General features: G+C 38.1%; 13 protein-coding genes. 7 read left to right on the forward strand and 6 right to left on the reverse strand.

Translation table 11 applies throughout. The features are described from left to right. Positions 1-88: 88 nt before the first annotated feature. The 6 genes from gyrA to dnaA form a co-directional block, all read right to left on the reverse strand. The gene (gene gyrA / locus FFM62_RS01775; protein ID WP_115470564.1) at positions 89-2,683 is read right to left on the reverse strand and encodes a DNA gyrase subunit A; all 2,595 of its coding nucleotides are present in this window, start codon (positions 2,681-2,683) and stop codon (positions 89-91) included. A gap of 21 nt (positions 2,684-2,704) precedes the next feature. Beyond that, complete coding sequence (gene gyrB / locus FFM62_RS01780) at positions 2,705-4,651, reverse strand: DNA topoisomerase (ATP-hydrolyzing) subunit B (protein WP_115470565.1); 1,947 nt, start codon at positions 4,649-4,651, stop codon at positions 2,705-2,707. 23 nt (positions 4,652-4,674) lie between these two features. Further along, positions 4,675-5,826 carry a DNA replication/repair protein RecF gene (recF, locus tag FFM62_RS01785; protein ID WP_115470566.1) on the reverse strand — a complete coding sequence of 384 codons (1,152 nt, stop codon included), beginning with the start codon at positions 5,824-5,826 and terminating at the stop codon, positions 4,675-4,677. Then, a complete protein-coding gene (yaaA, locus tag FFM62_RS01790) occupies positions 5,826-6,068 on the reverse strand; it encodes a S4 domain-containing protein YaaA (protein WP_075268726.1) in 243 nt (80 codons plus the stop codon). The genes recF and yaaA overlap by 1 nt, the downstream gene beginning before the upstream one ends. Before the next feature lie 189 nt (positions 6,069-6,257). After that, positions 6,258-7,388, reverse strand: a complete 1,131-nt coding sequence (gene dnaN / locus FFM62_RS01795) for a DNA polymerase III subunit beta (RefSeq protein ID WP_115470567.1) — start codon at positions 7,386-7,388, stop codon at positions 6,258-6,260. 202 nt (positions 7,389-7,590) lie between these two features. Continuing rightward, positions 7,591-9,003, reverse strand: a complete 1,413-nt coding sequence (gene dnaA / locus FFM62_RS01800; protein ID WP_115470568.1) for a chromosomal replication initiator protein DnaA — start codon at positions 9,001-9,003, stop codon at positions 7,591-7,593. A 697-nt stretch (positions 9,004-9,700) separates the two neighbouring features. Here dnaA and rpmH point away from each other — a divergent pair. The 7 genes from rpmH (at position 9,701) to FFM62_RS01835 (ending at position 15,266) form a co-directional block, all read left to right on the forward strand. Then, positions 9,701-9,835 carry a 50S ribosomal protein L34 gene (gene rpmH, locus FFM62_RS01805; RefSeq protein WP_075270588.1) on the forward strand — a complete coding sequence of 45 codons (135 nt, stop codon included), beginning with the start codon at positions 9,701-9,703 and terminating at the stop codon, positions 9,833-9,835. Positions 9,836-9,943: 108 nt separating this feature from the next. Continuing rightward, positions 9,944-10,300, forward strand: coding sequence for a ribonuclease P protein component (gene rnpA / locus FFM62_RS01810; protein WP_075270587.1), 357 nt, complete (start codon positions 9,944-9,946; stop codon positions 10,298-10,300). A gap of 27 nt (positions 10,301-10,327) precedes the next feature. After that, entirely contained in the window at positions 10,328-11,161 is an 834-nt protein-coding gene (locus FFM62_RS01815) for a YidC/Oxa1 family membrane protein insertase (protein ID WP_115470569.1), read from the forward strand. A gap of 156 nt (positions 11,162-11,317) precedes the next feature. Continuing rightward, positions 11,318-11,947: a signal peptidase I gene (gene lepB / locus FFM62_RS01820; protein ID WP_115470570.1), complete on the forward strand. Its 630-nt coding sequence runs from the start codon at positions 11,318-11,320 to the stop codon at positions 11,945-11,947. 815 nt (positions 11,948-12,762) lie between these two features. Further along, positions 12,763-13,569, forward strand: a complete 807-nt coding sequence (locus FFM62_RS01825; RefSeq protein ID WP_165845869.1) for a TIM barrel protein — start codon at positions 12,763-12,765, stop codon at positions 13,567-13,569. A gap of 171 nt (positions 13,570-13,740) precedes the next feature. Beyond that, positions 13,741-14,592 carry a transporter substrate-binding domain-containing protein gene (locus FFM62_RS01830; protein ID WP_115470573.1) on the forward strand — a complete coding sequence of 284 codons (852 nt, stop codon included), beginning with the start codon at positions 13,741-13,743 and terminating at the stop codon, positions 14,590-14,592. An 11-nt stretch (positions 14,593-14,603) separates the two neighbouring features. Next, the gene (locus FFM62_RS01835) at positions 14,604-15,266 is read left to right on the forward strand and encodes an amino acid ABC transporter permease (protein ID WP_115470574.1); all 663 of its coding nucleotides are present in this window, start codon (positions 14,604-14,606) and stop codon (positions 15,264-15,266) included. The last annotated feature ends 170 nt before the right edge of the window (positions 15,267-15,436 follow it).

Here is a 15,436-nt window from a genome sequence, read left to right on the forward strand (position 1 = left end):
CCTGTGTTGTTAAAAATAAATTAATTATAAGCTTATAAATTTAACAGCTTAAACGCGTTCCAAAAGTCATGAATGATATCAGATAAAACTACTCCTGATCATCATCTTCAGCACGATGTAATAATTCAGTGACTTCTGCTGGTTGCTCACCATCAGCAGGTGCCGTTGGTAACTCACCAGTCGTTTCAGCAGCAACTGTTTCTTCACTCACTACTGTTTCAACTTCTTCATCCTCTTCTGGCACAACATGTTCCACTTTAGCAAAAGTAGCTACAGCTGAGTCATCATCCAAGCGAATGACACGAACACCTTGTGTGGCACGACCAGTTTCAGAAATAGAATCGACTGTGAAACGAATCATAACACCCTTATTAGTGGTCAACATGATATCTTCACTACCATCAACGACCTTTAAGCCAGCCAATGGACCATTCTTCTCGGTCACTTGGGCAGTTTTAATACCTTTACCACCACGACCCTTAATTGGATACTGATTAACTGCTGTTTGCTTACCATAACCCTTTTCAGTAATGATAAGAACATGACCATTTTCAATCAGTACTTGGGCACCGACAACATAGTCATCCGGACGTAGGGTAATGCCACGAACACCGGCGGCAGAACGTCCCATTGAACGAACTGCTCCACTGTTAAATGAAACGGCATAACCACCATGTGTACCAATAATGATATTTTGATCACCATCAGTCACAAGCACGTTAATCAATTCATCCCCATCGTGCAAATTAATAGCTTTCAAACCATGGGTACGAATATTACCGAATTCATTAACTGGTGTACGCTTTACGACACCTTGGCGTGTAGTAAAGAACAAATAGTCTTCGCTTTCGCTTGCATCACCACGGACATTAATTACCGCTTGGATACTCTCGCCGGCTTCAACACCCAGCAAATTAACCACTGGAATACCCTTGGCTGTGCGACCATATTCTGGTATCTCATAACCCTTCATCTTGTAAACTTTACCTGAATTTGTAAAGAATAACAGTGTGTCATGAGTTGATGTACCAATCAATTCATCGATAAAGTCATCATCATTGACGCCCATCCCTTGAATACCACGACCACCACGGTTTTGCGCGCGGAATTCAGATTGTAGCATTCGCTTGATATAACCAGCATGAGTCAATGTGACAATGATGTCTTCTTCTTCAATCAAATCTTCATCTTCAATGCTTGTCACATCACCGATTTGCAATTCAGTACGACGATCATCACCATACTTAGATTGCACCTCAAGTAATTCAGTGTAGATAATTTCATCAATTCGCTCAGGCTTTGCCAAAATATCTTGGAAATCAGCAATTGATGTTAACAATCCTTGATATTCCTTCTCAATCTTGTCACGTTCCAAACCAGTTAAACGAACCAAACGCATATCCAAAATAGCTTGTGATTGCTTATCAGATAAGGCGTAATCAGACATTAACTTTTGCTTAGCAATTTCTGATGTTTCTGACTGACGAATAATATTAATAATGGCATCAATATGATCCAAAGCTATACGCAAACCTTCAAGGATATGTGCACGTGCTTGCGCTTTACGCAATTCAAATTCTGTTCGACGACGAACAACCTTTTGCTGATGGTCTAGATAAGCAACTAGCATGTCTTTTAAGCTAAGTAACTTTGGACGACCATCTTGCACGGCAAGCATATTGAAACTAAAGCCAGTCTGCATCAATGTATTCTTGTATAAATTATTTAATACAACCGAGGCTGACACATCACGACGGATTTCGATTGCAATTCGATTACCTTCTTGGTCAGACTCATCATTGACACCAGTAATTCCCTCAATACGCTTATCACGACCCAATTCAGCAATACGCTCAATCAACTTGGCCTTGTTAACCATATATGGCAACTCAGTCACAATAATGTGCTCTTTACCTGATTTTTCAGTTTCGATTTCCGTCTTAGCACGAACAGTCACAACACCTTTTCCGGTTTCATAAGCTTTACGAATACCAGATTTTCCCATCACAATCGCACCAGTTGGGAAATCAGGCCCTGGAATAGCCTCCATTAAATCAGCTGTTGTCGCGTCTGGATTCTTCATTAACATATGAAGACCTGAAATGACCTCTCCCAAGTTGTGCGGTGGAATATTAGTGGCCATTCCAACAGCGATACCATTTGCCCCATTAACTATTAAATTAGGGAAACGAGCTGGTAAGACAACGGGCTCACGATCAGTACCATCATAGTTTTCTTGGAAATCAATCGTATCTTTATTGATGTCGCGCAACATTTCGGTCGAAATTTTGCTCAAACGAGCCTCAGTATAACGCATGGCGGCAGCAGGATCACCATCAACTGATCCAAAGTTACCGTGTCCATCAACTAGCATGTAACGATATGAAAAGTCCTGAGCCATACGGACCATTGATTCATAAATAGCTGAATCTCCGTGTGGGTGGTACTTTCCCATAACATCCCCAACAATACGCGCTGACTTCTTGTGTTGCTTATCAGGCGTCACACCCAATTCATTCATACCATATAGAATACGACGATGAACTGGCTTTAACCCATCTCGTACATCTGGTAGTGCACGTGCCACAATAACTGACATGGCATAATCCAAGAAAGATGTTCGCATTTGCTCGCCAAGTTTGGCGGGTTTAATGCGGCTGTTTGTTTGTTCTTCTTCAGCCATTTGACTTCCTTTCTCTTACTGTTAGACGTCTAATTCAGCATACTGTGCATTTTCTTCAATAAACTTACGACGAGGTTCAACCTTATCACCCATTAACATTGAGAAAATCATATCTGCCTCAATCGCATCATCCATTTCAACACGTAACAAGCGACGAACTGATGGATCCATGGTTGTTTCCCATAATTGGCTAGCATCCATTTCACCAAGTCCCTTATATCGCTGAATAACGGGCTTAGGTGATGCTGGCAACGTTGGCAGCAAAGCGTCAAGTTCTTCATCAGCATCCAAATACTTAATAAATTTACCCTGACGAACTTGGTAAAGTGGTGGCTGAGCGATATAAACATAGCCTGCTTCCAATAATGGCCGCATGTAACGATAAATTAGTGTCAACAACAATGTACGAATGTGAGCACCATCGACATCGGCATCGGTCATGATAATCAACTTATGATATTTTGCCTTTGTGACATCAAACTCGCCACCAAAACCAGTACCCATTGCCGTAAACAATGAACGGATTTCATCGTTAGCCAAAATCTTTTCCATTGATGCTTTTTCAACGTTCAAAATTTTTCCACGAATTGGCAAAATAGCTTGCGTTAACCGCTCACGACCTTGCTTAGCAGAACCACCCGCTGAATCACCCTCAACGATAAATAATTCTGATATTTCTGGATCTTTCGATGTATTATCAGCAAGTTTTCCAGGTAAGTTGGCAATTTCCAATCCTGACTTCTTACGAGTTGCTTCACGTGCGCGCTTTGCAGCCATACGTGCTTTACCAGCTAGAATTCCTTTTTCAACAATTTGCTTAGCAGTCGTTGGATTTTCCATCATAAACCGAGCAAAAGTGTCTGAGAACATACGGTCAACAGCTGTTCGAGCATCTGAATTACCCAACTTCGTTTTCGTTTGTCCCTCAAATTGTGGATCAGGATGCTTTACTGAAACAATTGCTGTTAATCCTTCACGAACATCATCCCCAGAAAGTGCATCATCACTGTCTTTTAGTAATTTATTTTTACGAGCATAATCGTTGATTACACGCGTTAAGGCTGACTTGAACCCAGTTTCATGGGTTCCTCCTTCATACGTGTGAATATTGTTGGTAAATGATAGCAAATTGCTATGGAAATCATCCGTATATTGCAATGACACTTCAACATCAATATCATTTTCCATGCCCTCGACATAGATAGGTTCATTGAAAATAACATCTTTGTTAACGTTCAAGAAATCAACATATTCTTTAATTCCACCATCATAGTGGAATGACTCGACAACTGGCTCTTCGGGACGCATATCACTAATTGAAATACGCAAGCCCTTGTTCAAGAAAGCCAATTCACGAACACGATTCATCAACGTTTTATAATCAAATGTCGTTGTTTCGCGGAAAATGTCTGGATCTGGCGCAAAATGCACAATTGTTCCACGTGAAACAGGTTCGTCATCTACTGCAACAGTATGCATACCTGTTTTCACATGACCACGCTCAAAGTCCATTGCGTAACCTTTACCATCACGGACAACTAAAACATCCAAATTAGTTGATAAGGCATTAACAACTGATGCACCAACTCCGTGCAATCCACCTGAAACCTTATAACCACCACCACCGAATTTTCCACCGGCATGTAAAATCGTAAAGACGGTTTCAAGGGCTGGTTTACCAGTCTTAACTTGAATATCGATTGGGATACCACGACCATTATCAATAACAGTGATTGAATTATCTTTTTCAATCGTTACTGTGATATGGTTTGCAAACCCTGCTAGGGCTTCATCAATACCATTATCGACAATTTCCCACACTAAATGGTGTAGTCCTTGACTTGATGTCGATCCAATATACATACCCGGACGCTTACGAACAGCTTCCAATCCTTCCAAAACTTGAATTTGACTGGCATCATAATCATCTGCTTGTGTATGCATTTGAGATACATCTTCTTCAGCCATGCTTCCCTCCTTAAACTTAACAACTAGTTATTTTCACTAGTATCCTCTGCTTTAGCATCTTCAGTTTCTATCAAATGTCCTGAATTAACATGAAATATCTTCGGTTCATGAATCAATTGACGGGCAACATCACTTAACGAAGGTGTGGTAATGAACGTCTGCACTTTATCTTGCATTGCCGCTAATAAATGTGTTTGTCGGTCACTATCTAACTCCGAAAGGACATCATCCAATAACAACACTGGATATTCACCCGTTTCTTCTTTCATCAACTCAATTTCAGCTAACTTCACTGCTAAAGCTGTTGTTCTTTGTTGGCCTTGTGAGCCAAAGTTAGCAACATCATGTTTATTCACATCAAAACGTAAATCATCTCGGTGCGGTCCTAACATGGTTGTGCCCATTATAATTTCACGTTCACCTAATTTTTTGAACCTTGCTAACATTTCCTGTTTGACCGATGCAACGTCTGTTAATGACTCATCATCAAGCTGAGAAACATATTGAATATGCAACTGTTCATTATTTTGTGTAATTGCAGCTTGTATTGGTTGCGCTGCCGCATCTAACTTTTTAATTAATACCACGCGACGAGTGATTAATTCACTCGCAAAATCAACTAATTGTTCGGTTAAAACATCTAAATACAATTTATCCGATGCTTGTTTACTCTGTAATTGTTTTAAATAACGATTTCGTTGTTTTAAGACATCTTTATACTGATTAGCAGTATATAAGTATTTCGCACTCATCTGACTAAATTCACGATCGATAAAATTACGTCGAACACTTGGCGAACCTTTCACTAGATCCAAGTCTTCCGGAGCAAATAAGATGACATTTAATTGACCAATATAATTAGCTAATTTTGCCTGATCTAAATGATTAATACGCGCCTTTTTACCTTTATTCGTGAATTTTAAGGATAAAGGTACATCGCTATATTGACGAGCAACCGTCCCAGCAACTTGTGCTTCTTTTGCTTGCCAACTAATTAATTCTTTATCCGTCGACGTCCGATGTGAACGAGTTAAAGCTAAAACATAAATGGCTTCTAATAAATTGGTCTTACCTTGTGCATTTGGACCCAAAAAGACATTAACTCCCGATGAAAATGAAACATCTAATGCTTCATAATTTCGAAAGTTGTTTAGTTTTAACGACATTAGTTCCATTAGTTTGCACTAGCACCTGTTCCATTAATGACAAAACGTTCACCAGATGGGACGGCAATGATGTCTCCTGGATATAGTTTACGACCACGTCGATCGTCAGGCTCCTCATTAACTAAGACAGTGTTCTCACGTAAGAACCACTTTGCCTGACCACCAGTTGCAATGATACTTTCCTCTTTTAACAATTGCCCTAATGTAATAAAGGGTGCTTGAATTTGCACTTCTGTTGCCAATTTTTCCATCCTTTCTACCGTTTGTTAAAACGGCATTTACACGGTTCCATATTGACTATATTATACGCCTTTTTTTTGCATTTCACAATCTAATTACGGCTTCATAGCGTCTCTCAGGTTGTTTAATGATATTTAAATAAAAAAGCCGAAAATTGCTTTTTTGTCGTGAAATAGCAATTTTCGGCTTTTTAACTGTTTTTAATAAGTTCTAACTGGCGTAATCAGTTGAATAAAGTTTGTTTCATTATTTGTTGGCACTAATGTGAATGGATCCAAAGCTGTTTTAAAGCCAATTTGAATTTGTTCATCCCCAAATGAACGTAATGCTTCACGCATGTAATCTGGGTTAAATGAAATCGTCAAATCATCACCAGCTGTTTCAGCAGCAAAAATTTGCTCTTCAACGCGACCAACTTCTGGTGAATTTGATGAAATCAAAGACTTTTCACTAGCAATTGCAAATTGAATAACATTTGAACGACCTTCGTGACTCAGCAAAGCAGCACGTTCAATTGTTTGTAGTAAATCACGTGCATTGATCGTCAAAGTTGTACGCTTTTCAGTTGGAATCAACCGTGATGCATCAGGGTAATTTCCTTCTAACAAGCGTGAATAAAAGGTTGTATTTTCTCCTAATTGGAAAATAACTTGATTTTCGGCAACGCGAACGTCAACTTTTTCAACTTCATCCAGCATTGCTTGTAGTTGTGTTAATGAAGTTCCTGGCACGATGATGTCTGCATTGACATCTGAGTCATCAAAGGCAACTGAACGTTGTGCTAAACGATGACGATCAGTTGCAACGGCTGTTAGATTACCGCCTGCAAGAATAAAGTGAACACCCGTTAATATGGGTTGACTTAATTGCTTTGAAACCGCAATTACGGTTTGACGGATAATTTCATCTAATGTATCAGCAGATAACGTCAAATCATTACGAACCTCAATTTCAGGGAGGTGTGGATAATTATTGGCGTCTTGCCCATTAATATTAAATTCAGCATTTTCAGATGCAATTTTTGTTTGTAAACCAGAAGTGTTAGTCAACTTAAATGTTTCACCAGGTAGTCGCTTAACAATATTTGAAAAGAAAGTGGCTGGTAAAACAATGGCACCTGATTCGACAATTTGTAATTTGGCTTCATCATCATTAACTGGAATCAAGATTTCAATTGAAATATCCGTGTTTGATCCAGTTAATGTCAATCCTGTTTCATCAAGAACTAATTTGATCCCTTTTAAGATCGTCATTGATGTTCGTGAAGAAATAGCACGATTAACATTATTCATTGCTTTTATAAAAGCTGCTCGATTAATTGTAAATTCCATAAGATCTCCTCAATGCACAAAAACATAATTATGAAGTGCGTAATGCCTTACTTAATTATAAATAAAAAAGATAATAATAGTAATAAGGGGTGTGGAAATTGTGGATAACCATAATCTATACCATTACACCACGGATTGGTCTATGTATAGAAACCTGTGGATAACTTTTGGATAGTTAGTGAATTATTCACAACGTCATTTCTTACCCATTGTTCAATTCTTCACGAATGTTTTGTACTTGTTCAGCTAAAATACTATCATTTTCGATGGCATTTTCAATTTTTTCAGTAGAATGCATGACTGTTGTATGGTCCTTGCCACCAAATGAACGACCGATTTGAGGTAAGGAATCCTGTGTTAGTTCGCGGGCAATATACATTGCAATTTGGCGTGGGACAACAATTTCCTTATTACGCTTTTTACCATTTAGATCTTGAACAGTGACGTTAAAGAACTTAGCGACTGCTTCTTGAATGATTGGAATGGTAATCGCACGTTGTCGTTTGAAGTTCATGGCTTCTAATATTGTACGGGCAGTTTCAACTGTAATCGGTACATTTGAAAAACGCATTTTTCCAACAACTTGGTTGAACACACCTTCTAGATCACGAACGTTGGTATCTACGGCAGCCGCGATTTCATCGATAACATCATTTGGAATGCTGAGATTTTCGAGATCAGACTTGTTTCTCAAAATAGCAACACGTGTTGGTAAGTCAGGCTTGGTAATATTTGCTGAGTATCCTTGACCGAAACGAGTAACTAGTCGCATTTCTAGTCCAGGAATTTCTTTTGGTAATTTATCAGATGTGAGGACAATTTGGTGGTTTTCACGAGTTATTGCATTAAATGTATTGAAAAACTCTTCTTGTATTTTTTCTTTACCAGCCAAGAACTGCACATCATCGACCATAAGTAAATCGGTTGATCGGTATTCGCGTTTAAAAGCTTCGGTTTCTTTTTGGCCACGACGTAGTGCTTCAGTAAAGTCATTGATGAAATCTTCGGTTGTAATAAATTTGACGTTTGCATCAGGCGTACGTTCTAATACTTTGTTACCAATTGCTTGCATCAAGTGGGTTTTACCCAAACCAACGCCACCATATATAAGAAGTGGATTCCATTGTGTACCTGGTTTATCGGCTACTGCTTGTGCAACAGCATAGGCTTCCCGGTTTTCATCAGAAGAAACAAATGTTTCGAAGCGGAATTCTGGATTGAGAATTGATTGGGTTACAAATTCAGATGCCAAACTGTCTTTGCTTTGTTGTTGCTCTTTTTCTTCATCTTTATCTTCTGGTAAGTCAAATAATGTTGTTGGTGTTGGCGAAACATATGTTACTGAAGGAATGATGAATGTTGGTTGTCCCGTTAACTTTAGCGTCGCAGTCATGGCGGCTTGCATGAAAGCTTGGTAATACGAACTACTTGCGTTCAACCATTCTGATGCAACTTGTTCGTATGCGGTGGTTAACTGTAAGGTTACCGTATTATTTTCGTTTTCAACCAGTTGCAATGGTTTGAGCGTATCAACGTAATTTGTATATGAAAAGCCTTGCGAGATTGTTTGACGTAGCTCTTCTTTAATGGCGTTCCAAAGTTGGATAGGATCCATTTGGTAACCTCCTTTAAAATTTTTATATATTTTGTGGGTTTTCCACAGGACGTTTGCTGAATTTATTTTCATAAATAGCACAATTCGACAAATTTCATTTTATCAGTATGTGGATAAGTTTTCCACAAGGAATATGCTTGTTATATTAATGATTTACACCACTTTAGGTAACAATTCGGTAGATTCACAGGCTGTGGAAATCTAAATATGAGTTATCAACTGGATGTGAAACAAATTTTTAGGCCAATTCTGGAAATTTTGGATAACTTAGGGGAAAATAGAGAAATATACAAGCAGTTGTTAACAACCAAAGCTTGTCATAATAGTTTATAAATTAGTTATGCACATATCCACAGGGTAATCAGTGGTTGGTTTTCCCGATATGTGGAACATGTGGATAAACTGTGGATTATGGGGAAAACTCATGTAACGCTCCGTTATGTTAATTATTTTTATTAACATAACTCTCTGTTAGATTTTGGAAAACTTTTGGAAAAAGATAATTATATAAAATATAAAATTTTTTTAAAGGCAGTTGGTGATCATGCTATTTTTTCAGTTTAAAAGTACTTAAGAAAGCATAAAATGCTTAATATTCTTGATTTGGTTAATTTGTGATGGTACAATTGAATACGAATTGTGGTTTGGCCTTGCCAACCGCAGGCCAAATCTAACTACGAATGGGAGGTGTATTCATATGAAGCGTACATACCAACCTAAGAAGCGTCACCGCGAACGCGTACATGGTTTCCGCAAGCGCATGAACACTAGTAACGGTCGCAAGGTGCTAGCACGTCGCCGCCAAAAGGGCCGCAAGGTATTGTCAGCCTAATTAGGTCAGGCCTTCTATTAGGATTACTGATAATGATCGCGCATGAGTCGGCTTTTTGGCTGATTCGTGCGTTTTCTTTTGTCGTGAAAAAGTTTGGAGCAAAAACAAATGCGTAAGAGTTACCGTGTAAAAAAAGAAGCTGATTTTCAATTAGTTTTTGAACAGCATCACTCGGTCGCAAATAAAATGTTTATTGTTTACACAATGACGCGTGAACAACCGACCCACTTTCGTCTAGGAATTTCTATTTCTAAAAAAGTGGGTCTACGTGGTCATGAGCGTGTGTGGGTAAAACGTCGTATTCGTCAAAGTGTTTTGGAATTTAAGCCAAAAATGCGTTCGGATATTGATATTTTAGTTATTGCACGTCCATCGGCACATGATCAAGACATGGCGATCATCAAAAAGAATTTAGAACACGTTTTTAAGTTAGCAAATGTTTTTGTTGATGAGGAAACGAAATAAAAAACTACTATAATATGGAGAGAACGAATGCAGACTCTTAGAAAAATGTTTACAATGCGTTCGGCAATTACAGCACTTGTTGCATTATTGATTATGGTTATTGCAGCAGTGATGTATGATGGACATGTCGCAGGCGACAGTTTCTGGCGTGGTATCATTATTGCTAACTTCTCACGTTCAATTTTAGGTGTATCAGCTTGGTTTGGTGATAACTATGGTTTTGGAATCATTATTTTCACCGTACTGATTCGTTTATTGATCCTACCTTTGATGGTTTATCAAACGGGATCAATGCGCAAAATGCAAGAAATTGGACCTGAGTTAAAGAAGTTACAACAAAAGTACTCAAGTCGTGATCCTGAAACAATGCAGGCAATGCAAGCAGAACAAAAGAAACTGTATAAAGATGCAGGTGTCAATCCTTTTGCTAGCTTTATTCCGCTACTTGTTCAAATGCCAATTTTGATTGCCTTGTATACGGCTATTCGTACGACAAAAGTGTTGGAGACGGGAACTTTCTTCTGGGTACAACTTGGAGAACGTGATCCTTACTTCATCCTGCCAATCTTGGCAGCTTTGTTTACGTTTGCTTCATCATACTTAGTGATGATGGGACAGCCCGAAAAGAATGGTATGACAACATCAATGACATATGTTATGCCAATTATGATTTTCATCTTTGCCATTTCAGTGCCTTCTGCCCTATCACTTTACTGGGTGATTTCAAATGCGTTCCAAGTTGCCCAAACTTGGACAATTCAAAACCCATTTGAAATACGTCGTGAACGTGAAGCAAAGAAAGAAGCTGAACGTGCTAAGCAACGTGCAATACGTAAAGCAGTACGGCGTCATAAGCGTTAATTATCAATAATAAATAGTCAGAATGAAGGTACAATACTTTGTTCTGGCTATTTTTATTTACGATTGATGGATTAATCTATTTTTAATTTAAAACCCTTATAGTATTAATTATGGTAAAATTAAGCATTGATAATAATATTTATAAGGAGCGTACCCATGAAAGCATTTCGTGAAATAATGTCTTGGGTTATTCCAATTTTGGTCGGATTACTTATCGCTTTTGGGGTAAGGTCTGTTTGGTTTACCATGGTTAAAGTTGATGGCTCATCAATGGATCCAAATCTAACCAATAGCGAACGAGTTTTTGTTTTTAGGACGGATAAAATAAAAACAGAAACGATTCATCGTGGTAGCGTTGTTGTTTTTGACGCTTACGGTGAAGATCCAACCGCAACTGAAAGTAAGGATTATGTGAAGCGTGTCATTGGATTACCTGGTGATACGGTTAGTGCCGTTGACGGTGTTCTTAAAGTAAATGGCAAAGTTGTTGATCAGGATTACATTTCTGAATCAGAACAAGCAGCTACCAACAACGTCAACCAAGTTGGTAATTGGTCATCACTTAAGCAATTGGGTGATCGACAAGGTTGGACCGGCAAAAAGACGGTTAAAGTACCAGCTGGTAAGTACTTTGTACTAGGTGATCACCGAACGGTTTCTAATGATTCTCGTTATTGGGGATTTGTAGATAACGATAAAGTACTCGGTGTTGTTAAGGTACCATTCTGGGGTAACGATACTAAGAAACAAAATATTAATACGGCTTGGAAGTCGTATTTTGAATAAAAGTAGTTAGACAAATAAGCCTCACGACATGGATCCATGTCCTGAGGCTTATTTTATGAAATAACGTTTGTCATGATGTATTTGAATTAAGCAAGTGTTCTTTTCGAAATGATTTGTATCACAGATAAACCGTTGTAAGTCTGAGTCCAATGAGTATCTATCAGTGTTGAAATAGTAGACAGTTTGTTGCCGTGACAATTGTTTAATAACTGGTGATAATTTTCGAGAATAAAGATTTGTCGGACAACCAATAAAAATATAGTAGGCTTGAGAAAACTGCCCTTTCATGAGGGCCTTTAATTGGACATTATTAATTGGATATGTCTGTTGTAAGTTTATGCGATATTCATTTGGTTGTATTGTTGTTATTTTATATTCTGCTTGCTGTCTATAGTAATTAATGGAAATTATTATTCCGAATACTAATATGAAGATAAAATTTATAGGTATTAACAGTTTATTTTTCATATCTACCACTTAAAAAGTATGTTTTTTAAAAAATTGAGAACGACACCTTTATGATAGAAGAATGTTTAACAGGGCTAAATTAATTGCTCCCCAAGCTATGTTAATCCCGGGTCCATAGAGATTAATATATAATGTCCATAGATATTCAGCCGTAGAAATTAGAAATAAAAGAAGTAACCAAATTCGTTTTTTATGAAATAACTTGGGGATGCTTTGCATGTAAAGTACCTCTGTTCATAGTCGTTTATTTTTAAAAAGCTTAACATGTATAGCCAAATAACTGGACACAAATTAATAATCGTCCATTTTTAAACAGTGTATACTATAAAATGAACGGAGGTACTGTCATGCAGTTAGGATTAAAGGCTAGCACTAATAAGAATCAAATTGATGATCGATTAAAGTATCATCCTGATGTATTTGAATTTCATTTAACAGATCAAGACTTTACAAGAGATGGTTGGCAACATTTATTAAAAATGGTGGCTTATGTTAGTGATCAAGTCCCCCACATCGTTTTTCATCATCCCATGAAATGGCATGATCAACGTTGCGAGTTATATACTAATCCAGCAATCAATCCAGAATTGTATCGATTTGTTATCCAAAGTGCTGAGCGTTTAATCAAGTTGGCGGCACAAACTAATAGTTATGCATTAGTCCATGGGGCTTATAAATCTGCGACAAGTGATATTATGACCCAATGGCCAACAATTGCGACAGCACAAGATGCAGTGTTTGATGCCATGTCACGGTTAAGAGAGATTGCGCCCGAAAATGTTGTTTTTGAGAATGGGATTTCACCAGTTTACTGGTATGGTGATCCAACATTTGAAGACAGGATTATTCAAGCCGACCTCCCCTTGGCATTTGATGTTAGCCATGCCTTTATTTCGGTCCAGGCTGATAATGACGCACTAATTGCGAGCCTAAAACATCTCAACCCACAAGTGAAACATTATCATTTAGTTGATTCGATGGGTAAAGACCATGATAGTCTGCCATTAGGGACTGGATTGGTAGACTGGCAGCGCGTGATTGGTGAATTAAATCCAGCAGCTAGTCGAATTTATGAAATTAATTTGGCTGATCAAGGAAATTGCCAAGAAATGATGGCGAGTCACCAATATTTAACACAAATTGCTGACGAATGATTAAATATCTGAATGATATAAAAAGCTCAAATCTTACCTAAAATTGTAGGATTTGAGCTTTTTTATATATGGTTTTGTGACTTAAAAAGATAACTTTTTTATTTTCTTGAAAAAGCAAGATATGCCCTCTATACTGATAAATGAAAGCGTTTCCAAAAAGGAGTAAGGCATATGGTTAAGAAAAAAGTTAGTTTGGTAGTGGGAGTCGCAACAATAGCTGCTGCGGGGTTATTAACAGTGGGATATAGCCAAAAAGTGAGCAGTAATTCAGCGGATAAGGCGACACTGAAAGTCGCGACGTCGGGGACACTGTATCCGACTTCATATCATGACTCAAAGTCGAAAAAGTTAACGGGTTATGATATCGAAGTAGTTCGTGCTGTGGCCAAAAAAATGGGACGCAAAGTTGAATTTAAGCAGTTGAATGTCGACGGTCAACTAACGGCTGTCAAAACGGGCAAGGTTGATATGGCAGCTAATGATATTGGTATTTCGCCACAACGTAAGAAATCATATCGGCTCTCAACCCCATACAAGCACTCGTTTAACAGTATTATTGTTCGTAAAAGTGATAGCTCGGGAATCAATTCTTGGGATGATATCAAGGGTAAAAAAGCTGCTGGTGAAGCGGGTACAAGTTACCAGCGTTTAGCCAAACAACTTGATGCGAAGACGGTTAACTACAATAATGTTTCAAATGATGTCTACCTCCGTGATGTTAAAAATGGGCGTACTGATTTCATTATGAACGATTATTATCTACAAAAACTTGCCTTAAAAGCGGTTCCTAATAATGATCTAAAAATTAAGAAAAACATGTATTTTAAAACGAAAGATGATGGCTCAGGTACTGGAATTTTGATGAAAAAGGATAATAAAAAGCTTGCCAAGCAAGTAAATAAGGCGCTGGCATCCCTCAAAAAAGATGGCACGTTAAAGGATTTGTCTGAAAAATTTTATGATGCAGATGTGACTAAGAAGCCAAATGTTCATATTTCAAAGAATTTTACGATTAAGGACTAAGGGAAGTGCTGATGGCATTTTTACAGTATCTTTCAATTCCTAATTTCTTTGATGCACCGCTAGCTATTTCATTAATTCCATCAATTTTAGCTGGTTTTCCAATTTCATTCGGCCTAACAATCGTCAGCTTTGGCTTAGCGCTGCTCTTAGGTCTATTGCTTACTTTGGCACAACTTAGCCATTTTAAAATTTTACATTGGGCAGCCCGTAGTTTTATTTCGTTTATGCGTGGCGTGCCAATGTTGGTGATTTTATTTGTGATCTACTTCGGGTTTGAAACAGCTGCTTTTCCGGCGGCGGTGATTGCCTTTACAGTTAGTAGTAGCGCCTTCGTCTCAGAAGTTTACCGTTCGTCATTTTTGGCTGTTGGCCAGGGTCAATGGGACGCAACGTATTCGTTAGGTTTACCCTATCGTAAAACGGTTAGAAAAGTGATTTTCCCGCAAGTTTTCCGGATTTCTATCCCGGCACTTGGGAATATTTTACTCGATTTATTTAAAGGGACCTCACTAGCTGCCATGATTACAGTTAGTGAAATGTTTATGAATGCGCAAATTATTGCTGGTGCTGACCAGGATTATATGACGATTTATATCACGATTGCGATTTTATATTGTTTTTTCTGCTGGCTAATGACGATTGTGCAAACGATGTTAGAAAAGCGTTTGGCATAGTTGTTGATGATTAAAATGTGTACGAAATTGTTTAAAACGTAAAGAGGTTGGCGCAAAATAAAATGTGCCAACCTCTTTATTCTAAAAATGTACTAAATTATTAGGCTTATAGCATAAAAACGCTTCAAAAAATGAAGCTTCAATGTAACAATGATGGTGTCATTTTAACC

The sequence above is a fragment of the Weissella thailandensis genome, assembly GCF_005405465.1.
Taxonomy (GTDB): domain Bacteria; phylum Bacillota; class Bacilli; order Lactobacillales; family Lactobacillaceae; genus Weissella; species Weissella thailandensis.